The 18796-nt window shown below is 53.0% G+C and carries 24 protein-coding genes; 4 read left to right on the top strand and 20 right to left on the bottom strand.

What is annotated here, in order from left to right; translation table 11 throughout:
• Window positions 1–243: 243 nt before the first annotated feature.
• The 9 genes from METH11B_RS0118290 to METH11B_RS0118250 all read right to left on the bottom strand — a co-directional run bounded on the left by METH11B_RS0118290 (window position 244) and on the right by METH11B_RS0118250 (window position 6311).
• Window positions 244–561, bottom strand: coding sequence for a CcdB family protein (locus METH11B_RS0118290; protein ID WP_026603263.1), 318 nt, complete (start codon window positions 559–561; stop codon window positions 244–246).
• Window position 562: 1 nt separating this feature from the next.
• Window positions 563–802 (bottom strand): type II toxin-antitoxin system CcdA family antitoxin, encoded by a 240-nt coding sequence (locus METH11B_RS0118285; RefSeq protein ID WP_026603262.1) that lies wholly within the window; start codon window positions 800–802, stop codon window positions 563–565.
• A gap of 210 nt (window positions 803–1012) precedes the next feature.
• Entirely contained in the window at window positions 1013–1435 is a 423-nt protein-coding gene (locus tag METH11B_RS0118280; protein WP_026603261.1) for a hydrogenase, read from the bottom strand.
• On the bottom strand, window positions 1432–1728 hold the full coding sequence (locus METH11B_RS0118275; protein WP_026603260.1) for a HypC/HybG/HupF family hydrogenase formation chaperone: 297 nt from the start codon (window positions 1726–1728) through the stop codon (window positions 1432–1434). The genes METH11B_RS0118280 and METH11B_RS0118275 overlap by 4 nt, the downstream gene beginning before the upstream one ends.
• On the bottom strand, window positions 1728–2417 hold the full coding sequence (locus METH11B_RS0118270) for a HyaD/HybD family hydrogenase maturation endopeptidase (RefSeq protein WP_026603259.1): 690 nt from the start codon (window positions 2415–2417) through the stop codon (window positions 1728–1730). Before METH11B_RS0118270 ends, METH11B_RS0118275 begins: the two co-directional genes overlap by 1 nt.
• An 89-nt stretch (window positions 2418–2506) precedes the next feature.
• On the bottom strand, window positions 2507–3202 hold the full coding sequence (gene cybH, locus METH11B_RS0118265; protein WP_026603258.1) for a Ni/Fe-hydrogenase, b-type cytochrome subunit: 696 nt from the start codon (window positions 3200–3202) through the stop codon (window positions 2507–2509).
• Window positions 3199–3414: a hypothetical protein gene (locus tag METH11B_RS0118260; RefSeq protein WP_026603257.1), complete on the bottom strand. Its 216-nt coding sequence runs from the start codon at window positions 3412–3414 to the stop codon at window positions 3199–3201. The genes cybH and METH11B_RS0118260 overlap by 4 nt, the downstream gene beginning before the upstream one ends.
• 9 nt (window positions 3415–3423) lie before the next feature.
• Window positions 3424–5220, bottom strand: coding sequence for a nickel-dependent hydrogenase large subunit (locus METH11B_RS0118255; RefSeq protein WP_026603256.1), 1797 nt, complete (start codon window positions 5218–5220; stop codon window positions 3424–3426).
• On the bottom strand, window positions 5220–6311 hold the full coding sequence (locus METH11B_RS0118250) for a hydrogenase small subunit (protein ID WP_026603255.1): 1092 nt from the start codon (window positions 6309–6311) through the stop codon (window positions 5220–5222). Before METH11B_RS0118250 ends, METH11B_RS0118255 begins: the two co-directional genes overlap by 1 nt.
• 531 nt (window positions 6312–6842) lie before the next feature.
• On the opposite strand from METH11B_RS0118250, the gene METH11B_RS0118245 reads away from it, so the two are divergent.
• Complete coding sequence (locus METH11B_RS0118245; RefSeq protein WP_026603254.1) at window positions 6843–7292, top strand: hypothetical protein; 450 nt, start codon at window positions 6843–6845, stop codon at window positions 7290–7292.
• Between the two features lie 115 nt (window positions 7293–7407).
• On the opposite strand, the gene METH11B_RS0118240 is transcribed toward METH11B_RS0118245, so the two are convergent.
• The 9 genes from METH11B_RS0118240 to gcvH all read right to left on the bottom strand — a co-directional run bounded on the left by METH11B_RS0118240 (window position 7408) and on the right by gcvH (window position 13225).
• Entirely contained in the window at window positions 7408–7737 is a 330-nt protein-coding gene (locus METH11B_RS0118240) for a hypothetical protein (RefSeq protein WP_020483434.1), read from the bottom strand.
• 189 nt (window positions 7738–7926) lie between these two features.
• Complete coding sequence (locus tag METH11B_RS0118230) at window positions 7927–8442, bottom strand: hypothetical protein (RefSeq protein WP_020483436.1); 516 nt, start codon at window positions 8440–8442, stop codon at window positions 7927–7929.
• Between the two features lie 41 nt (window positions 8443–8483).
• The gene (locus METH11B_RS0118225; RefSeq protein ID WP_036276159.1) at window positions 8484–9116 is read right to left on the bottom strand and encodes a sulfite oxidase heme-binding subunit YedZ; all 633 of its coding nucleotides are present in this window, start codon (window positions 9114–9116) and stop codon (window positions 8484–8486) included.
• A 3-nt stretch (window positions 9117–9119) separates the two neighbouring features.
• The gene (msrP, locus tag METH11B_RS0118220; protein WP_026603252.1) at window positions 9120–10049 is read right to left on the bottom strand and encodes a protein-methionine-sulfoxide reductase catalytic subunit MsrP; all 930 of its coding nucleotides are present in this window, start codon (window positions 10047–10049) and stop codon (window positions 9120–9122) included.
• 117 nt (window positions 10050–10166) lie between these two features.
• Window positions 10167–10631: a hypothetical protein gene (locus tag METH11B_RS0118215; RefSeq protein WP_026603251.1), complete on the bottom strand. Its 465-nt coding sequence runs from the start codon at window positions 10629–10631 to the stop codon at window positions 10167–10169.
• Complete coding sequence (mazG, locus tag METH11B_RS0118210; protein WP_026603250.1) at window positions 10624–11439, bottom strand: nucleoside triphosphate pyrophosphohydrolase; 816 nt, start codon at window positions 11437–11439, stop codon at window positions 10624–10626. The genes METH11B_RS0118215 and mazG overlap by 8 nt, the downstream gene beginning before the upstream one ends.
• Entirely contained in the window at window positions 11436–12368 is a 933-nt protein-coding gene (locus tag METH11B_RS0118205) for a carbohydrate kinase family protein (protein WP_026603249.1), read from the bottom strand. Before METH11B_RS0118205 ends, mazG begins: the two co-directional genes overlap by 4 nt.
• A 104-nt stretch (window positions 12369–12472) precedes the next feature.
• Entirely contained in the window at window positions 12473–12832 is a 360-nt protein-coding gene (locus tag METH11B_RS0118200; RefSeq protein WP_026603248.1) for a diacylglycerol kinase, read from the bottom strand.
• Between the two features lie 9 nt (window positions 12833–12841).
• Entirely contained in the window at window positions 12842–13225 is a 384-nt protein-coding gene (gcvH, locus tag METH11B_RS0118195) for a glycine cleavage system protein GcvH (protein WP_026603247.1), read from the bottom strand.
• A gap of 166 nt (window positions 13226–13391) precedes the next feature.
• Between gcvH and METH11B_RS0118190 the strand changes: the two genes are divergently transcribed.
• A complete protein-coding gene (locus tag METH11B_RS0118190) occupies window positions 13392–14420 on the top strand; it encodes an efflux RND transporter periplasmic adaptor subunit (protein ID WP_026603246.1) in 1029 nt (342 codons plus the stop codon).
• 8 nt (window positions 14421–14428) lie between these two features.
• Here METH11B_RS0118190 and METH11B_RS0118185 read toward each other — a convergent pair whose 3' ends face one another.
• Together METH11B_RS0118185 and METH11B_RS0118180 are read right to left on the bottom strand one after the other, a co-directional pair.
• The gene (locus METH11B_RS0118185) at window positions 14429–15469 is read right to left on the bottom strand and encodes an MJ1255/VC2487 family glycosyltransferase (RefSeq protein ID WP_026603245.1); all 1041 of its coding nucleotides are present in this window, start codon (window positions 15467–15469) and stop codon (window positions 14429–14431) included.
• A complete protein-coding gene (locus METH11B_RS0118180) occupies window positions 15469–15990 on the bottom strand; it encodes a phosphatase PAP2 family protein (RefSeq protein ID WP_020483446.1) in 522 nt (173 codons plus the stop codon). Before METH11B_RS0118180 ends, METH11B_RS0118185 begins: the two co-directional genes overlap by 1 nt.
• Window positions 15991–16266: 276 nt before the next feature.
• Between METH11B_RS0118180 and METH11B_RS0118175 the strand changes: the two genes are divergently transcribed.
• Together METH11B_RS0118175 and secF are read left to right on the top strand one after the other, a co-directional pair.
• Entirely contained in the window at window positions 16267–17724 is a 1458-nt protein-coding gene (locus tag METH11B_RS0118175; RefSeq protein ID WP_026603244.1) for a TrkH family potassium uptake protein, read from the top strand.
• A 98-nt stretch (window positions 17725–17822) separates the two neighbouring features.
• On the top strand, window positions 17823–18752 hold the full coding sequence (secF, locus tag METH11B_RS0118170; protein WP_026603243.1) for a protein translocase subunit SecF: 930 nt from the start codon (window positions 17823–17825) through the stop codon (window positions 18750–18752).
• Window positions 18753–18796: the final 44 nt, after the last annotated feature.

Genomic DNA, 18796 nt, shown 5'->3' with positions numbered 1-18796 from the left:
GCTGGGAAGCCCCTTCCGAAAACCCTCGCCAAAAGCGAGAAGCGCAGGATTGAGGCGGAATGTCGGGTGGCCTTTTCTTTGGATACTTTCTTTTGGTCACGCAAAAGAAAGTATTTCGGCTGTCGGGCCGACAAATCGGCAGGATTGCCGATTTGCATGCGAAGCACCCGTAGGGCGAAAAACAGGGATGTTTTTCGTGAAACCGACTTCGAAAAAACCGTCGCGATAGCGACACCAAATCAATCAAAACCCCTGAAACAAAAAATCCAACGCGGCCCCTATCTCAAACCGCTGCGCTTCCAACGACATAATCGGTGATTTCAAAATCCGAGCCGGAACAGCTGCCAATTTCGGCGTTTCCAACACACACTCAAGACCATCGACCACCACAATCGGGCTCAAATTAGTGGGTAATTTGACTGCCGGAAAGCGATCAAGCCGGCGCAGCGGTACGACGACTCGACTCTCCAAAGAATTCAAGACATCGCTTTGCACATCCAGCAGATACGGTACGTCGTCAGACGTTGTACTGCTATTGCGGTAAACATCGAAACGCGCCATTTCAGAAAGACCGCCATTCGTCTAGCGGCAAACCGTCTTGCTCAATCGTTTGGTTGTAGGCTGCGATAAACTCGGCATGCTCTTGCTGCCAACGCCTCTCTCTTTCGCCGCGCACCAACTCGCGCAGGTGTCGGTCGCAGGCCTGCGAAATATTGATATTCAATGCCTTGGCCTCTGCGAGCACATCGGCAGACAAGGTGATGTTGGTGGCTTTCTTTGAGGCGCTGTTCGTGGCTGCCATGATGTTGTCTCCATGAGTACGGCTTTATTATGCGCATTGTACTCCAACATAAAGACTGTTGGAGTACTGCGCAATAGTGACACCAAATTGTTAAAGAGCCGGTGAGAACTTAATCCTCGACCAAAAAGCGCGCTAGCCAGAAAACTGGCTTTTGGCTTCGAATGTTGGGTTACGCTCTATCGAGCTAACCCAACCTACATTTTTTGAAAACTAAGCATGCCCAACCCCACAAACCTTCCCAAGATCAAACCCCGGCGGCTGCCCCGGCTCGGCGGCCAAAATCCGCGCAAACTCCTGCCCGTATTCCGCCCAATCCTTAATCCCGGTAATCACGCCCAGATACTCACCGCCGCGCAAAAACACCAAAGACGGCCAACTGGTAAATCTAAACCTGGCCTGCAATTCGCGTTCGATGGATTTATCGATCACCGCACCGTGTAAACGCCCAGCAAAGGCTTTTAACAACTCCGGCAAAATCACGGCCACATCGTGGCTTTCCGGAAACATCATGGGATCGTTGGCAAAGAACAGTACAACGGTGTCACGACCGTGTACGAATAAATCATAACCATCGGCATCCAGCAGCGGCAGGCCATGGCGGGTTTGCAGTTGCTCCAGCAAGGGTGTGCTCATGTTCTTAAAAACTCCGGCAGTTCGGGTTCGCGGTCGACCAGATCGGCGAATAAATGATCGAAGTTGGTTTCACCTTGCATGGCTAAACGCATGGCTTCCAAGGCATCGGCGATTTGTGCGGCGCGTTCTGCTGAGATAACTTCCCGAGCCGCATCCAGAAATACCAGCAACCAAGTGCCGGCGACTTGTTCGCCCACCAACATCATGTCGATCAGCGTGGTTTGGCCGCGATACTCGCACAGCGCGGAATCGCCGAGGGGTTCAATGACTTGCATGGGGATGCCGATGCACATCAGTATTTGCCCCGGTAATCTACATCGACTTGCAGACTGGGCAAGTCAGACGCAGACGGTGGCTTCACCTCAAAGGCAGCGGATAATACGATGCGTTCATCCCCGAGCCGACAGGCTTGCTCGGGTGAGGGGCGTTCTTGTTCGTAGCGTTGGATATTCAAGATCGGATCGGCCAATACTTGCGGCGTGTCCACGCACTCAGCAACGACGCCGAACGTTTGCAGATAAGACAGAGCCATTTCAATAGCCGGTTGAATTTGCGCTTTGACGGCGGGCCGCAAGCTGCCACCGTAATCTTCTAGTTCTTCCGGCTGCACGCCAATCAGCAGTAAATGCTGGGGATATTGACCGAGCATTTGCGCCAGGGCCAATACTTCCTGAAAGCCGGTTTGGTGCAGGCTCATTTTCTTCGCGCCCAGGAAATTCGGCACCTCGTCATTTTCAACGCGCTTCATGGTGGCCGGCAGCAAGCCGTAATCCACCGCGTCGAACACCACCAGCACGTCCGCCGCTTGCACATGTTCAATCAGGTATACGCCTTGCGTACCACCATCCACCACTTGCACGTTATCCGGGAAACGGTAGTGCTTTTGCAGATGCTCGATAACGCGCACGCCAAAGCCTTCGTCAGCCCAAAGCAGGTTGCCGATGCCGAGCAGCAGGATGTTGTTGGATGGAGTACTTGCCATGGCTCGCTCAGACAAGCGTAGGGTGGGCACAATCAAGTGCCCACCGTTCGATTCCGCGTGGGCACAAAAACCGTGCCCACCCTACGAATTTAATGGGCATCGTCCACCGGTTTGTCGTCTTTAAAAGTGCGCCAGCCGCTCACAATCGTCGAAAGCATGCTCTGCCCGGACAATTTATCCTCGCGGACCGCGACATAAACATGAATCAACACGAAGCAGACGATGAACCACATCACCAGATGATGCCAGGTGTGCACGGTTTGGCTGTCGCCAAACAGCGGCAACAACCAACTGCTGAACAGCGTGTATTGCCAACTGCCTTGGCCCTCACCTTCGCCGTACAAGGCAAAGCCAGTGAAGATCATGAACAGAGAGCCCCACACCAACACGAAATGCATCGCCAAGATCGCAAGCGGGTTATGCCCGATGTAGTGGCGCGGCGACTTGGTCAGAAAGGCATACCACAAGACTTCTTGCAGGACACCGTCCCAGAAATGCGCTTGCCAGAGCGGTGGCAGAAAGATTTGCCGGGCATGCTCGTTGCCGGCAAACGCCCAATACAAACGCCCGAGCAAACTGATCGCCAACACATAGCCCGCAGCAAAATGCGCGAAGCGGATGTAACCCATCAGAAAATGCTCGCTAGCTTCGCCGCCCGGTGAAGGCAACGGCGATGCAATCAGATAACCGCTGACCGCCAACACCGTGATCGCCAGCGCGTTGATGCCGTGCCATAGGCGAACCGGCAGTTCGTAGACATAAACCGGAGCAAGCGGCGCGCTCATAAGGGTCTCCGCCACCGGCTAGCCCACCACACCCCAGCCACCGCCAGCACCAGTAGCAATAGACTGGCACCCAAGGCATAGGGCATAGATAAACCTTGCAGCAAAAACATATGTTCGACGGCATGCGTTAGGCTGTCGATGCCTGGATGGCTGTGCGCTTGGGCATTGCCGGCCAGGGCCAGCAGAAACAGAATCGAAAACAAATTTTTCATGGCTATTCCTTATCTGACTTGGACGCGGGTTAATTCTGTACCGTCGGGGCTGATCACATGCGTGGAGCAAGCCAAACACGGGTCGAAACTATGCAGTGTGCGCAAAATTTCCACGGGTTCGTCCGGCACCTCGACCTTGGTGTTCATCAAAGAAGCCTCGAACGCGCCGATATTGCCTTGCTCGTCGCGGGGCGAACCGTTCCAGGTGGTCGGCACCACGCATTGATAGTTGGCGATTTTGGTATCTTCGATTTTCAACCAATGACCCAATGCGCCGCGCGGGGCTTCGGTGAAACCGACGCCTTTGACGTTGCTCGGCCAGGTTTCCGGATCCCAACGCTCGACATTAGCCGTGCTGAGATCGCCGGCTTTCAGATTGGTGATTAGTTTGTCCATGAAATAGCGCATCTTGCCGGCGGCCCATTGCGCTTCCAAACCACGCGCGGCGGTTCTGCCCAAGGTCGAGAACAAGGCACTGACCGGCACGTCCAGAGTTTTCAGGACAAAATTGATTTGCTCGGTGATTTCTTTGTTGCCTTGCGCATAGCCAATTACGTAACGGGCTAGCGGGCCAACCTCCATAGCGTGGCCGCGCCAGCGTGGGGCTTTGATCCAGGAATATTTGGCGCTTTCGTCCAGTTCCTGAATATTGGTGCGGTCGCCCTTGGTTTTGGCGCCGATTTTGTAGTTCGGTTCGGTGATGCCGTCATAAGGATGCAGACCCAGCGCTTCGTCCGGGTATCTGTACCAGGAGTGCGGTACGTATTCCTTGATTTGCTCTGGGTCGGTCAAGTCCACTTCATGAACTTTCGTCAGATCGCCGTTGATGATCGCGCCGCGCGGCATTAAGAGGTTAGCGGCGGAGTAATCGTTGGCCTTGTCCGGAATATCGCCGTAAGACAGCATGCTGGCGCCGGCCAAACCACCGCCGTACATCCAGCCTTTGTAGAACTGAGCAATCGCCAGTAAATCCGGAATATAAACCTGATCGATAAAGGTGATGGTGCGGTCGATGATGGAGGACACCAGATTCAGCCGCTCCATATTAATAGCGCCGACCGCGCCAACACCGTCCAGATTGATCGCGCACGGCACGCCGCCGACCAGCCAATTCGGATGCGGATCTTTGCCGCCGAAGATGGTGCGGATTTTCATGATGTCTTTTTGAAAATCCAGCGCTTCCAGATAATGGGTCACGGCCAGCAAATCGGCTTCCGGTGGCAGCAAATAGGCCGGATTAGTCCAGTAACCGTTCTTGAACGGGCCGAGCTGGCCGGATTCGACGAACTTTTTCAGGCGGTTTTGCGTGTCGCGGAAATAGCCCGGCGAAGACTTGGGATTGCTCGGCGAAATCTGTTGCTGCAAAGCAGAGGTTGCCACCGGATCGGCCTTCAAAGCATTGACCGGATTCACCCAGTCCAAGGCATGCAAATGATAGAAATGCACCAAGTGATCGTGCGCTTGCAGACTGAGCTGCATGATGTTGCGGATCGAATTGGCATTTTCCGGGATCTTGATTTTCAAGGCATCTTCGACCGCCCTCACCGAGGTCAATGCGTGGGTACCGGTGCAGACGCCGCAAATGCGTTGCACGAAGGCCCAGGCGTCGCGCGGATCGCGGCCTTTTAAAATCACTTCCAGGCCGCGCCACATGGTGCCGCTGGAGATAGCGTTACGGATGATGTTGTCGTCGTCGATGTTGACTTCGCAGCGCATGTGGCCTTCGATGCGGGTAACCGGATCGACCACGACGCGGCGACCGGCGTCGTTTAAATTAAAACCATTGGGGGTGTTTCGGACTGTCATTATTGTTCTGCTCCTGGTTGTTTATCCCCGGACTGTTTGGCGCGACTCAAGGCCGTCAAACCCGCATGCGCGGCGACGCCGGCACCTACAATCGCTGCGGCGGTTCCGCCGACCACATCGGCGTTGGCTTCGATACCAAATTGATTGATGCCGGTGAGGCGGTCGTAAAAGCTGCCTTTATCCCAGAAACCATCCTCGGAACAACCGATACAGCCGTGGCCCGATTGAATCGGAAAGGAGGTGCCTTCGTTCCATTTCACCGTGGAGCAGGCGTTATAAGTGGTCGGTCCTTTGCAACCCATTTTGTAAAGGCAATGACCTTGGCGGGCGGCTTCGTCGTCCCATTGTTCGACAAACTGGCCGGCATCGAAATGCGGCCGTCTATAGCATTTGTCGTGGATGCGCTGGCTGTAGAACATTTGCGGCCGGCCTTGTTTATCCAGGGTCGGCAATTTGTCGAAGGTCAATAGATAAGCCACCACGGCGGTCATCACTTCCGCAATCGGTGGGCAACCAGGCACCTTAATAATCGGCTTGTCGGCTAAACCGGGGACTTTATGTACCGGCGTCGCCCGAGTGGGATTAGGCTTGGCGGCTTGTACGCAACCCCAAGAAGCGCAAGAACCCCAGGAAATGATAGCTTTGCAACTCTCTGCGGCATATTTCAGTTGCTCAACAAACGGCTTGCCGCCGATGATGCAATACATGCCGTCTTCGGCCAGCGGCGGATTACCTTCTACGGCCAGAATGTAATTGCCTTTGTATTTTTCGACAATCTCGGTGACGATAGCTTCGGCATTATGGCCGGCGGCGGCCATGATGGTGTCGTCGTAATCCAGCGACAACATCGACAAAATCACGTCTTTGGCTAGCGGATGGCCGGAGCGAATAAACGACTCCGAGCAACAGGTGCATTCCAAGCCGTGCAGCCACAATACCGGGATACGCGGCTTGGTTTCCATCGCGTGGGCAATTTTCGGCGCGAATGCCGGCGATAGGCCCAGCGAGGCGGCGGTTAAACTGCAAAATTTCAGAAAACTGCGGCGGGTGATGCCTTGCCTGCGCATCACATCGTAAAAGGTTTCGATCATGGACACTCCAGTCGTCGTTGTGGCTAATTAAAGTGACTGGCTTGACGACACCGCGCGAGGTTCGGCGCTGATGGTTGTTATCCAGTAGCTTTAATAGCAGGTTTTCAAAGCCGCCCCCGCAGCTATGCCGGCCGGAATTCGCCGGAAGTTTGAAAACCTTTGCTTGTTATTATTTAGGTGACAACACTAAGAACCAGCGTTGCCCCGCCTTGCCAGAGCAACATCTATGCCGGCCATAGGGCAACGTTAAAACCTTTGCATTAGTGGGACTATTAGCGTTTAACGCGGCTTACCCTCTGTCTGCTAACTAACAAACCCAACAAAACTACACAATGATTGCCAGAAATACGACATATGCATAGCTTTTAGAATGGGGCTTCGAAAACCTGTCCAGCACTTGGTTGACAGCCCCAAGCGGAGGCGACTAAAGTGAATAACCGTCCTCGAAGCCTTTGAAGACGGGATTAACTCAAAATAATTAAGCGGAGACGGCACTAAAGTCCGTTCCACCGCATCGCCGGGAGAGCTCTTATGAACCGCGTTATCGTGCTGATGTTACTGACGATTTTTAACACCAATGCCCCGGCGGATTGGGACCCGGAACTGGAAGCTCAAGAACAAGCACAGCGCGAAGCTACCCAGCGCGCCGAACAAGCCAGGGCACGTGAGGCGCAAAAATTGATTAACGAAGCCAATGCCAAGGCAAACCGGGAGATGATGGGCAGTAAGCGTAAAAACCTGGGCGCGGCGGCCAAGGGCAAATCGGATGCAGAAGTGAATCGTCTGTACGACGCCAAGATCAAACAAACCACGGAAGACGCCAATCGCTTGGCTCAGGAAGCTCGCAGTGCGCTTAGTCAAGGCCAAGGCGCAGCGGCGGTAAAACAAGTGACCGGCAAAAGCCTACAAGAATTGGAAAATATGTCCGATGAGGAAGCCGAAGCCCTATCGCGGGAATTGGAAAAGAAATACGTGCAATGACGAATGCAGCCCGGCACACGTGCAGTGCGGAAAAATCAAATGGGCTAAGCTAATCAACGCTGGATATTCACGTTAATCCAGCGCATGTTCTCGACCAAGGAATGCCCGCGTTTACTCACTCGCTGTCTATCTCTTGTTCCAGCAAAGTCCGCAGGCCGGCCGGCATTTCCAGGGTTTCCGGATCCCAGCCTTCCAGCTCCAGCACATCTTTCAGGCATTCTTCCATGATCAAATGGGCTTTCTGGGTAGCATCGGCGATGCGCTGATGTACTCTGGTTTGCACCTCGCTGCCGCTGCGCTCGGAGCAATTGGCCTGATAGTCAAACAGCTTGCGCAAGCTATCGATTTGTCCGCCAACCTGCGACGGGCAAGAACACATATACAAAATGCCCTGAACGTTGATGCGTTTGAGTTGCTGATTGCTAAATTGGGTTTCCAGTTTCATGATGCGAGCTCTCGATTTTCTCGTTTATTATAATTATCGGGTTGGCGCCAACCCTGGCTCAAATTGTTTTCCGCCAAATACGCCGCTAAGCTTCGACCGGCGGCATAGGCTATCAAGGCCACGGTCAGTTATCAACTTTTGGCAAATTCGTTGCGCTCCAAAAGGCGAATTTCGGCAATCAATTCAACCTCAAGCCGGCGTGAAGCCGCTGTTAATCAATTGCCGGGTACGGGCATAGGTTTCCTGAATGATTAAGGCATCGGTACTGGCCCGATGCCGCAACAAGGCCATATCCTGAATCACTTGCCGTTTGGTTTGGGTCCAGATGTCCATTTGCGCTTCTTTCAATATCATTTCCAACGCGCTGAGATAAAAGCCCGGCTGTACGCCGCAGCGAAAAAACAAGCGAGATAACCAAGGCTTATCGACCACCCAGCCATCGCTATACACCGTTTTACCGGCTAAAAAATCATTCAATTCGCTGGCCACCAGAGCGATGGGCTTTCCATAACTGATTAAAGTCTCTCGACTGAGGCCGTGCACCCGTTCGGCCTGCGCGTCCCAATAAGTCCAGTCACTGGCAGGCTTGATCAACGCGCAATATTTTTGCCCGTTTCCCAATACCACGCCTACTTCGATGGGATAACTATCGAAGCCAAACCCGGAAGCTTCGAAATCGATTACATTCGGTCTGATGATTTGCAACTGAGCATCCCTTTGCACATCGTAAAACGTGTAAGCCTAGCCTATATCGACGAATACGAACGACGTAAACGGGCAGATTTAATTTTATAAAACCAGCGCAAGGCCAGTAACAAAGCCAGTATCCCGCCGAACAGCAGCGGCCGGCTCAGATCTTTTTTGACTAGCCAGGCAAAATGCACCACCCCTGCAGCGGCAATCGGGTAAACCATACGGTGCAAGCGTTTCCAATTTTTGCCGCCGAGCCGGCGCTGCATCGCATTGGTGGAGGTTACGGCCAAAGGAATCAGGAACAAGAACGCCGTAAAACCGATAGTAATGTAGGGACGTTTCAGGATATCTTTGGCTATTGCCGACCAATCGAAAAACTGGTCCAAAACCAGATAAGTCAGAAAGTGCAGACAGGCGTAGAAAAAGGCAAACAATCCCAGCATACGTCTAAGCCGGATAAGCCAGCTTGCGCCGCTCAGTTGCCGCAGCGGCGTGACGCCGATACTTATCAGCAAAAACGTCAATGTCCAGTAACCGGTGTTATGGGTGATTTTTTCGATGGGGTTGGCGCCCAATTGGTCTTGCCAGACCGCAGTCAGCAATAGCGCCAAGGGTAGCAAAGCCGCCAAAAACGCCAGCACTTTATGACGGCGAAGGTTTTGATCGTCAAGAGTTTTCCAGTTCACTGTTCAAAAGTTTTTTGTCAAATCCATCCCGGCATACAAACCGGCCACCTGCTCGGCATAGCCGTTGAACGGCAAGGTTGGCCGCTTCAGAAAGTCGCCCAGCCGGCGTTCCTTGGCTTGACTCCAACGCGGGTGATCGACTTCCGGATTGACGTTGGCATAAAATCCGTATTCGCTGGGGCCGGCCTGCATCCAACTGGTCGTCGGTTGCTGTTTAACCAAGCGAATCTTAACGATGGACTTGGCGCTTTTGAAGCCGTATTTCCAGGGCACCACCATTCTGACCGGTGCCCCGTTTTGATTGGGTAACACTTCGCCGTATAAGCCAAACGTCAGTAAAGCCAAGGGATGCATGGCTTCGTCGATGCGCAGGCCTTCGCGATACGGCCATTCCAGGACAGCGCGCCGCTGCCCGGGCAGTTGTTCGGGGTCGTGCAGACTGACGAACTCCACATAACGGGCCTCACTAGTCGGCTCGACTTGTTTCAGCAACTCCGCCAACGGATAACCTAGCCAGGGAATCACCATCGACCAAGCTTCCACGCACCGTAAGCGGTAGATGCGCTCCTGCATCGGCGCCAATTTCAGTAAATCCTCTATGGCAAATTGTTTGGGTTTACGGACTTCGCCTTCCACACTGACCGTCCAGGGCAGGGTTTTCAGACGGCCGGCCATTTTGGCCGGACCTTCCTTGCTGGTATCGAACTCGTAAAAATTATTGTATTGGCTGACGTCTTCCAGCGGCGTCAATTTATCGGTCAAGCCATATGCTTCGGAGAGACTGCTCGCCAGTTTTTCCCCGCCGAAGGCTGCGCCGGCAAGCAAGGCAGTGGAGCCGCCCAGTGCCAACTGCATGAAATGCCGGCGCTGGTAAAACAGCTCGCGTGGCGTGATTTCGGAAGCGGGAATTGCAGGGATGCCGGGAAGTTTCATGGGGACGCCTCTTGAAAAGTTTAGAACTACTCGACCATAAACCGGGCAGGCAGTTCCGCCTGCGCCAAAGTCACGCCACGGGCTTTGTCGATTTGGCAATCCGCATCAGCTTAAACTCTATTTGCGCGGCTTTTTCTTACTATCCGGTTTTTTGGCCGTCGTCTTTTTTGCGGACTTACTAGGCTTGGCTACTTTTTTATGCCCGGATTTCTGCGGATTTTCCTCCGCAGTAACTTTCGCAGCGTCAGTCTGCGCAGACTGCTCTGCCAGGTCCGCGCTATCCGGCGGCAAATCCGGCATCGGCAATGCGGCAGTTTCGTTGCCGTCATCCACGGCGGATCGATCACAGTCCGGTAAGTCTTGATCTTCAGGCGAGCAAATGACGCGATAGATGATTCTCCGGTCGTCGTTTTTGCCGGTTTTGGGTTCTAGCGACTTGCTAACCGGCGCGGTGTCATCAGAGATTGTGCCCAATAATTCGGCCGTTGCGCTGCCGCTATATACCCAGACGCTGAAAAGCACACTCAAATAGTACGCTTTGTAACTTGAGGGTTTGAAGCCACGCTTGCGCAAATTAGCCATTGTTCTGCAATTGCTTTAAGTGACGCTTGGCTTCGTTCCATAAGCCGTCCAGCTCCGCCAATTCGCAATCGCGCAACTCACGGCCGGAGGCTTCCACCTGCTTCTCGATGTAATTAAACCGACGGGTGAATTTTTTAGTGGCTTCGCGCAAGGCAATTTCCGGATTGACTTTCAGATGCCGGGCCAGATTGACGACCACCAGCAGCAAATCGCCGATTTCTTCCTGAATATGCGGTTGATCGCCTGACTGCCAGGCTTCGTGGACTTCTTGCAATTCTTCGCGCACCTTGTCGAATACCGGTTCCGCTGCCGGCCAATCGAAACCGTGGCTGGCGGCGCGATTCTGAATCTTCTCGCACTGCACCAGGGCTGGCAGGCTTTGCGCCACGCCGGCTAACACACTTTCGGTCATTTGTGCGGACTGTTTCAGGCGGCGTTCTTGCGCTTTGGCTGCGTCCCAGGCTTGCTGGCGCTGCTCATCGGTATCGAATTTGACATCGGCAAACACATGCGGATGCCGGCTAACCAGTTTCTCGCTGATTGCCGCCGCCACCTGCTCAAAGTCGAATAAGCCGCGTTCTTCGGCAATCTGCGAGTGAAACACCACTTGTAACAACAGATCGCCCAATTCGCCGCGCAAATCATCGAAGTCATTACGTTCGATGGCGTCGGCCACCTCGTAAGCTTCTTCTATGGTATAGGGGATCAGGCTATGGAAATCTTGCTTTACGTCCCAGGCACACCCCTGTTCCGGGTCGCGCAAGCGGGCCATCAAAGCCAGCAGTTCCTGGGTTTTGGTCAACCTCAAAATGTCGAACCGAACGTATCCTGATAGCGTTTTTTGAATTCCGCCATCGTAAAGGTGTGGTTCTGGGTGCCGTTGTGCTCGATTTTGATCGCGCCTAACAGGGAAGCAATCCGACCGGTAACATCCCAATCGTAATCGTTGATCAAACCGTACAGCAGACCGGCACGATAAGCGTCGCCGCAGCCGGTGGGGTCCAGCAGTTGTTTGGGCTTGGCTGGCGGAATATCGATGCATTCGCCGCGCGTATACACTTTGGAACCGTTGCCGCCCAAGGTGATGATCAAGGCATCGACTTTTTCGGCAATTTGCTCCAGCGTCAAGCCTGTGCGTTGCTGCATCAATTCCGACTCGTAGTCGTTAAAGGTGGCGTAATTAGCCAGTTCCAGAAACGCCAACAACTCGTCGCCATCGAACATCGGCATACCTTGGCCTGGATCGAAAATAAACGGAATGCCTTGCTCAACAAATTGCTGCGCATGTTCCTGCATACCTTGTTTACCGTCCGGCGAGACGATGCCGATAGTAATGCCCGAGTCGGCCGGCACTGCGTTTAAATGCGAAAAGCTCATCGCCCCCGGATGGAACGCGGTAATTTGATTGTCGTCGACGTCGGTGGTGATGTAGGCCTGGCCGGTGTAATGATCGTCCAGCACCTTGATATAACGACTGGAGATGCCGCACTGGCTCAGCCATTGCGCGTAGGGTTCGAAATCGTGGCCGACAGTCGCCATGATGGACGGCTCTTCCTGCAACAATTTCAGGTTATAAGCGATGTTACCGGCACAGCCGCCGTATTCGCGACGCAGGGCCGGCACCAGGAAAGACACATTCAGCATATGTACTTTCTCTGGGAGGATGTGATGTTTAAATTTGTCGTGAAACACCATGATGGTGTCGTAGGCCATGGAGCCACAGATCAATGCACTCATTATTATCCTTGTTTAACGATTTCAGCGGCCCTAAGGTAACGGATGTTGGAAATAGGCACAAGACGAAAGCGATAAAATCAACCGCTATTCTTCCTCTTTCCCGCTTATAACAGTATCAACGCCCAAGTCACGCCGGCCCAAATCAAGGACAGCATGACCGCCGCCGAGCCTATATCCTTGGCTCGTCCGGATAGTTCGTGATGTTCGAAACCCACCCTATCCACTACCGCTTCCACTGCGGAATTCAACAACTCCACCAGCAACACCAATACCACGCTGCCGATTAACAGGACTTTTTCAATGGCGGATTGGCCGAACCAGATTGCCAGCGGCGTCGTCACCACGAACAGCGCTACTTCCTGGCGAAACGCTTCCTCATGTTGCCAGGTGGCCTTGAAACCGGCGACCGAAAAGAAACAGGCGTTGATCAGCCGCTTAAATCCCTTTGCATTTTGATTTGCCATTGGCTAGTCCTACTCCTCGATCAGAGTCCGATAAGCATCGGCATCCATTAATTGTTCCAGCTCCGCTGGGTTATCGGCTTTGATACAAAACAGCCAGGTTTGATAAGCGCCGTCATTGACCAATTCCGGTTCGTCAGTCACTGCTTCGTTGACCTCAACCACACTTCCGCTGACCGGGCTGAACAGATCGGAAGCGGTTTTTACCGATTCCACCACTGCCAGTTGTTCGCCGGCTTTCACGACCCGGCCCACATCGGGCAAGCCGATAAACACTATGTCGCCCAATTCGGACTGAGCAAAATCGGTGATACCGACGCGCACGACATTGTCGTCTTCCAGCTTGGCCCATTCATGGGTCTCGGCATATTTCAAATTTTCAGGTGTTTCACTCATTTGCATTTCCCTCAAGCCGTGACAGTAATCCAAAAGGATAACCGGCTATTTTTTTAACACAACAAAAAATTACAGACGTCAGCCCAAACTTTATAATCCCAACTCTATGGGGAGCACTTACAACAAGTTCGGCCATTAAGACGTCAAACTACATTTAACAAAATTCATGCGAATAGCACTTTTCCTAGCAGGCTGGCTTGGCTTTGTTAGCCTGACTCCGACCGCCGCCAGGGCGGACGATGACGACTCACCGTCAAGCGCCGCCCAAACCAAACAGGCCGGCCCGAATGCCGCCCCCGATGCATTACAGCTGGATCAGGCAGCCCAGAAATTGGCCGGCATTCAAACCCAAACACTCGTAGCGGTTAAACAAACGCCCGAATTTGCCGCTTACGGCACGGTGGTCAACCCGGAACCGCTGCTGAGCATCCGCCAACAATTCCTGGCCGCCAGCGCCCAGCAAGACAGCGCCCAAGCCCGTTACAGCGAAGCGGCGCAAAACCTGAATCGCACCCGAGACCTGCATCATCAGGACATCGTTTCCACCCGCCGCCTGCAGGAACAGCAAGCGATCTGGCAGGCCGACAAAGCCAATCTGGCCGCCAATAATTACCAACAGCAACTGATCGCCGCCAACAGCCGCCTGGTCTGGGGCGACACCTTGAGTAGCTGGTTTACCAAAGCCCAAGATAAAAACGCCACGCAACTGTTGGAACATCAAGCACAATTGCTGCAAATCACCCTGCCCGCCAATAGCCGGCTCGATCCGGGCGTCAAGCTTATCCATATTCAGGAACGCGGCCAGCGTCAAGCAGCCTTGCCCGCCGCGCTGATTTCCGCGGCGCCTCAGGTCGATCCGGTATCGCAAGGTCCGCGTTATTTTTTCAAATGTGCGGACTGCCGCCTACCATTCGGCACCCATATCACTGCCTGGATTCCGGAAGGCGGCCAAATCAGCGAAGGGGTTAATATCCCGCAATCAGCCCTGGTCTGGCATCTGGGCCAGGCGTTTGTATTTATCAAAACCGATGCGGAGCATTTCAGCCGCCGGCCGCTTAAGCAATACACCAGCGATAGCCAGGGTTATTTCGTGGCCGACGGCTTGCGGCCCGGCGAAGAAATCGTCACCACCGGCGCGCAAACGCTGTTATCGCAACAATTGAAAGGTCTGATACCTGACGAAGATAAGGATTAGCAGCCGGCTTAGTATTTGATCGGCAACACCTGAACCGACTCCCAAACCCGCTCGGTGAACTCCGCATCCATCGCCGGCATGCCATCCTGAAGCCACTGCACAATAACTTTAGCGATATTGGGGTAGGTAACATGCACAGCATGTGGATTGTGCAGCCAGTCCTCGATCACTGCGTCGTCCAGATCGAACATCGTGTGACCGTAGCCCAGTTGCTTTAAAGCCTCGGCGTTGGAAATTTGCTCCATTTGCGCGTGTAAGGGCTTGACCAGAATCTTCTTGCCCAATTGCAAGGACTCGCTGGCCAATTCGAACCCGGCATTGCTGATAATGCCGGCGCAATCGTACAAGTCGCGCTGAAAGCCTTCTCTGGATAGTTGTTTGCAAACGATGTGCGGATATTTCGACACCGCCGGTTCCGGCGCATAGACGTGAAACTCGAAGTTTTCGAACGGACACAACAGCTTAACCACCGCTTGCGGGTCTTCGAAGGGCAAATACACCACTATCTTATTGGCTTGGGTATTTTGCGGAAACTCCGGCGTTTCGATAATCGGCGGCAAGATCGGCTGACCGAAATGATGCCAGTGCAAGCCGATGCCGATGTCGGCCGGCGCGAAATACTTCATCACCTGTTCGGCAATCGGATCGCCGCCGGCACGGGGAATTTTGTGTCTAAACGCATATTGATGGCCGATCCCCAGCACTTTTTTCTTTTGCCGTTTCGCGGCCCAAGCGGTAACCGGCTCGAAATCGCTGATCACCAGATCGTAAGCGCTTAAATCCAGACTGTTGATGTCTTTGACAAAGCGGATCGGACTGGCTTCCAACGCGGTTTTCACATAACTGACTTGGCCGTTGTGGGTGTTAAAGGTCAAGCCGGTTTTGACTTGATAACCGTTAAACACCTCCATATCGAAGTATTTCTCCGCCGGCCGGCCGGTAAATTGGAAGGTGACATCAAAACCCGCCGCGTATAGTTCTTTCGCCATCACTCTGGCGCGGGTGATGTGTCCATTGCCCGTGCCTTGCACACCGTAAAAAATTTTCATCATAAAATGTAATCGAGACTAAAAATTGCCGTACTAACCCCCAAGACCACGCCCATCAGCGTATCGGTGGGGAAATGCACGCCCAAAACCACTCTGGAAAAACCGACCAGCGCGGCCCAAACATAAAGAACCGGCAGCAACGACGGCGCAAAATACCCTACCAAGGTTGCCACCATGAAAGCGGCAGAGGTATGTCCGGAGGGGAAACTGAACTGATCCGATGGCGTAATCACGCTTTTGAAATCCGGTAACGCTTGCTGCGGGCGGTTGCGCTTAAAGCCTTTTTTCAGCAGCGTATAGACCGGCCTTTCGATCAAAAACGCCAGTATCATGGCCCGCAACAACGCATCGTTGATGCCTTGATCCCAGTAAAGCCAAGCCGCGAGAATGACGTACAGAAAACCGTCGGCGGTGCGGGAAATCATGCGGCAAAAGCGCACTAAATAGGCATGAATGGCAACACTGTTTAGCCAAGTAAACATCGTCACGTCGTACTTATGGATCGAGTAAATCAGCTTCATGGTCTGGCCCTCGTTGTTTGCCGCACGCGTCGACCGCGAGCTTCGTGCAGCAGTTGAAAATCGTCGATTTTCCGTTTCACGTTTATCCCTGATAACGAGGCCAGCTTAGAGATGCTTTGTGACAACAATATGAAGCTTTGTTTAAGCTTATGTGACAGGCCCATTTCGGCGATTGTTTGTTACAATTGCCGGCTGCGGGGCGCTCGGCTGTTTGGTGCGCTCGACCGGCGATCCATAACAACACGGCAAAACCTTTTCGGTTTTAATCAGGGCACTATGCAACGTTTTTGCACTTTAGGGTTTGTACTCGGCCTGATCTTGATGGTCTTCGGCATCACTTACACGCTACCGATAGCCACTTCGCTGTACTTCGAGGATGGCATGGTCGATCATTTCTTGAACGGCATGTCGCTGAATATCGGGGTCGGCAGCCTGCTATCCGGCTTAACCATGCGCTTTCGCGGCGAAGTAAAAACACGCGACGGCTACTTATTGGTAGCTTCTTTCTGGATATTGATGTCTGCAACAGCAACATTTCCGTTGCTTTGGGGGATGCCGGGGCTATCGTTTACCGATGCGTTTTTTGAAACCACATCGGGGTTAACCACCACGGGAGCTACCGTTTTCGTCGGCCTGGATAATCTGGCACCGTCGCTAAACCTCTGGCGCCACGAATTGAACTGGATCGGCGGCCTAGGCATTATCGTTTTGGCGGTAGCTATCTTGCCACTGCTGGGAATCGGGGGCATGCAGCTTTACAAAGCCGAAATCTCCGGCCCGATCAAAGACAGCAAACTGACGCCACGAATCACCGAAACCGCCAGATTGCTTTGGATAGTTTATGCCGGCATTACAGTTGCCTGCATCGTATCCCTGAAATTGGCCGGAATGAGCTGGTTCGACGCCATTTGCCATGGCTTCGCGACGATGGGCCTGGGAGGCTTATCGACCCATGACGCCAGTGTCGGCTATTTCGATTCTCCGGCCATCGAACTCGTTCTAACCGTGTTCATGCTTATTTCGGCGATGAATTTTGCCGTGCATTTTCAAGCCTTGCATCAGCGCAGCGCTAAACCCTACTTAGAAGATCCAGAGGCCATTCCCATGTTGGGCGTAATTGCCGGGAGTATTTTGTTATGTACCGGACTCATCTGGTATCACCATGTTTATCCCGATTTTCTCACCGCTCTGCGCCATGTCACTTTCAACCTGGTTTCGGTTGGCACTTCCAGCGGCTTCGTTAGCGTCGATTACGATAAATGGCCGCCGTTTGTGCCTTGGTGGATGCTTTATTTGAGCTGTATCGTTGCCAATACCGGTTCCACCGGCGGCGGCATCAAAATGTTCCGCACCATATTGTTATGGAAACAGGCCGGACGGGAAATGTTCAGCATTCTGCATCCGCGCGCTATCAACCCCATACGCATCGGCGGCACTCCCGTTGCCAATAAAATTATTTTCTCGGTATTAGCCTTTATTTTTCTTTACTTCATTTCGATTGTAGTTCTAACTTTTTCGCTTCTATTTTCCGGCTTGGAACCGATTTCAGCACTCAGCGCGGTACTGGCATGCATCAACAACGCCGGCCCAGGCCTTGGACAGGTAGGGCCTGCCAGCAATTACCAGGGTTTAAGCGATTTCCAGACCTGGATTTGTTCGATTGCAATGCTGTTGGGGCGGTTCGAAGTCTTTACTCTGATAATGCTTTTTACGCCTGCTTTCTGGAGAAAATAGTACAATTCTCATCCCTTTAAGCAGACAAACTTAGTTTTATTGCCGAACCATTAAATCCGGTCGGACCACAACCATAATTATTTATCAGGAACATTGGCATGACTTCCGCTTCACACATTGATTTTCTTAGTAAAAGAAAACTGGCCTTTTACTTTTCCGGCACTCTGCTATTGATTTCCATTGTTTCGTTTTTCGTCAAGGGTCTGGATCTGGGCATAGACTTTACCGGCGGCAGCGTCTACGAATTGCATTACAACCAAGCGGCGGATCTGGACAAGATGCGCAGCACACTGGAACAACAAGGCTTCGCCGATGCCAATCTGCAACATTTCGGCAGCGCGGCCGATGTGTTAATCCGCCTGAAACCGGTAGAAAACGTTAGTCAAAAAGAACTTAGCGAAAAAGTGCTAAGCGTCGCCAATAGCAGCCAAAGCCAACCTGGCGAACTGCGTCGAGTAGAATTCGTCGGCCCGCAAGTGGGGGATGATTTGGTCAACGATGGCGGTCTGGCGCTATTCTTCGCTTTTGTCGGCATCATGGTCTACGTCAGCATTCGCTTCGAATGGAAATTATCCTTGAGCGCGATCGCGGCTTTATTCCACGACAGTATCATTACGATGGGTTTTTTCTCGGTATTTGGCTGGGAATTCGACATGACCGTGTTATCGGCGATTTTGGCCTTGATCGGTTATTCCATCAACGACACCATCGTCGTCTACGACCGGATTCGCGAAACCGTCCGCTCTAGCCGAATCAAGGAATCCATTAACGACATCGTTAACACCGCACTGAACGACACTCTGAGCCGAACTATCCTGACCTCGTTGACCGTATTTTTAACGCTGTTGGCCCTGGCATTCCTCGGCGGCAAAACCATCCACGGCTTTGCCATTGCGATGCTGATCGGCGTCGTTAAAGGCACCTACTCATCGATTTACATTGCCAGCTCACTAGCGCTGAGCCTGGGCTTGAGCCGCGACGACCTGATGCCGCCCGCCAAGGACAGCGTCGTCGACGACATGCCTTAACCCGAATTTTCATTTATCACTTCAAGCGAACGCTCACGGAATAA

The sequence above is a fragment of the Methylomonas sp. 11b genome, from assembly GCF_000515215.1.
GTDB lineage: Bacteria > Pseudomonadota > Gammaproteobacteria > Methylococcales > Methylomonadaceae > Methylomonas.
The sequence above is the reverse complement of the archived record's forward strand: the minus strand, read 5'-3'. Positions and strand labels throughout refer to the sequence as shown.

What these genes read in the sequence shown, in the direction of transcription:
- secF (WP_026603243.1), top strand. Translation starts at nt 17,823, where the DNA reads ATGACTTCCGCTTCACACATTGATTTTCTTAGTAAAAGAAAACTGGCC.
- METH11B_RS0118200 (WP_026603248.1), bottom strand. Translation starts at nt 12,832, where the DNA reads ATGGCAAATCAAAATGCAAAGGGATTTAAGCGGCTGATCAACGCCTGT.
- msrP (WP_026603252.1), bottom strand. Translation starts at nt 10,049, where the DNA reads ATGAAACTTCCCGGCATCCCTGCAATTCCCGCTTCCGAAATCACGCCA.
- METH11B_RS0118260 (WP_026603257.1), bottom strand. Translation starts at nt 3,414, where the DNA reads ATGAAAAATTTGTTTTCGATTCTGTTTCTGCTGGCCCTGGCCGGCAAT.
- METH11B_RS0118180 (WP_020483446.1), bottom strand. Translation starts at nt 15,990, where the DNA reads ATGAAGCTGATTTACTCGATCCATAAGTACGACGTGACGATGTTTACT.
- METH11B_RS0118175 (WP_026603244.1), top strand. Translation starts at nt 16,267, where the DNA reads ATGCAACGTTTTTGCACTTTAGGGTTTGTACTCGGCCTGATCTTGATG.
- METH11B_RS0118205 (WP_026603249.1), bottom strand. Translation starts at nt 12,368, where the DNA reads ATGAGTGCATTGATCTGTGGCTCCATGGCCTACGACACCATCATGGTG.
- gcvH (WP_026603247.1), bottom strand. Translation starts at nt 13,225, where the DNA reads ATGAGTGAAACACCTGAAAATTTGAAATATGCCGAGACCCATGAATGG.
- cybH (WP_026603258.1), bottom strand. Translation starts at nt 3,202, where the DNA reads ATGAGCGCGCCGCTTGCTCCGGTTTATGTCTACGAACTGCCGGTTCGC.
- METH11B_RS0118240 (WP_020483434.1), bottom strand. Translation starts at nt 7,737, where the DNA reads ATGAAACTGGAAACCCAATTTAGCAATCAGCAACTCAAACGCATCAAC.
- METH11B_RS0118275 (WP_026603260.1), bottom strand. Translation starts at nt 1,728, where the DNA reads ATGTGCATCGGCATCCCCATGCAAGTCATTGAACCCCTCGGCGATTCC.
- METH11B_RS0118245 (WP_026603254.1), top strand. Translation starts at nt 6,843, where the DNA reads ATGAACCGCGTTATCGTGCTGATGTTACTGACGATTTTTAACACCAAT.
- METH11B_RS0118255 (WP_026603256.1), bottom strand. Translation starts at nt 5,220, where the DNA reads ATGACAGTCCGAAACACCCCCAATGGTTTTAATTTAAACGACGCCGGT.
- METH11B_RS0118270 (WP_026603259.1), bottom strand. Translation starts at nt 2,417, where the DNA reads ATGGCAAGTACTCCATCCAACAACATCCTGCTGCTCGGCATCGGCAAC.
- METH11B_RS0118215 (WP_026603251.1), bottom strand. Translation starts at nt 10,631, where the DNA reads ATGGCTAATTTGCGCAAGCGTGGCTTCAAACCCTCAAGTTACAAAGCG.
- METH11B_RS0118290 (WP_026603263.1), bottom strand. Translation starts at nt 561, where the DNA reads ATGGCGCGTTTCGATGTTTACCGCAATAGCAGTACAACGTCTGACGAC.
- METH11B_RS0118280 (WP_026603261.1), bottom strand. Translation starts at nt 1,435, where the DNA reads ATGAGCACACCCTTGCTGGAGCAACTGCAAACCCGCCATGGCCTGCCG.
- METH11B_RS0118185 (WP_026603245.1), bottom strand. Translation starts at nt 15,469, where the DNA reads ATGAAAATTTTTTACGGTGTGCAAGGCACGGGCAATGGACACATCACC.
- METH11B_RS0118285 (WP_026603262.1), bottom strand. Translation starts at nt 802, where the DNA reads ATGGCAGCCACGAACAGCGCCTCAAAGAAAGCCACCAACATCACCTTG.
- METH11B_RS0118250 (WP_026603255.1), bottom strand. Translation starts at nt 6,311, where the DNA reads ATGATCGAAACCTTTTACGATGTGATGCGCAGGCAAGGCATCACCCGC.
- METH11B_RS0118190 (WP_026603246.1), top strand. Translation starts at nt 13,392, where the DNA reads ATGCGAATAGCACTTTTCCTAGCAGGCTGGCTTGGCTTTGTTAGCCTG.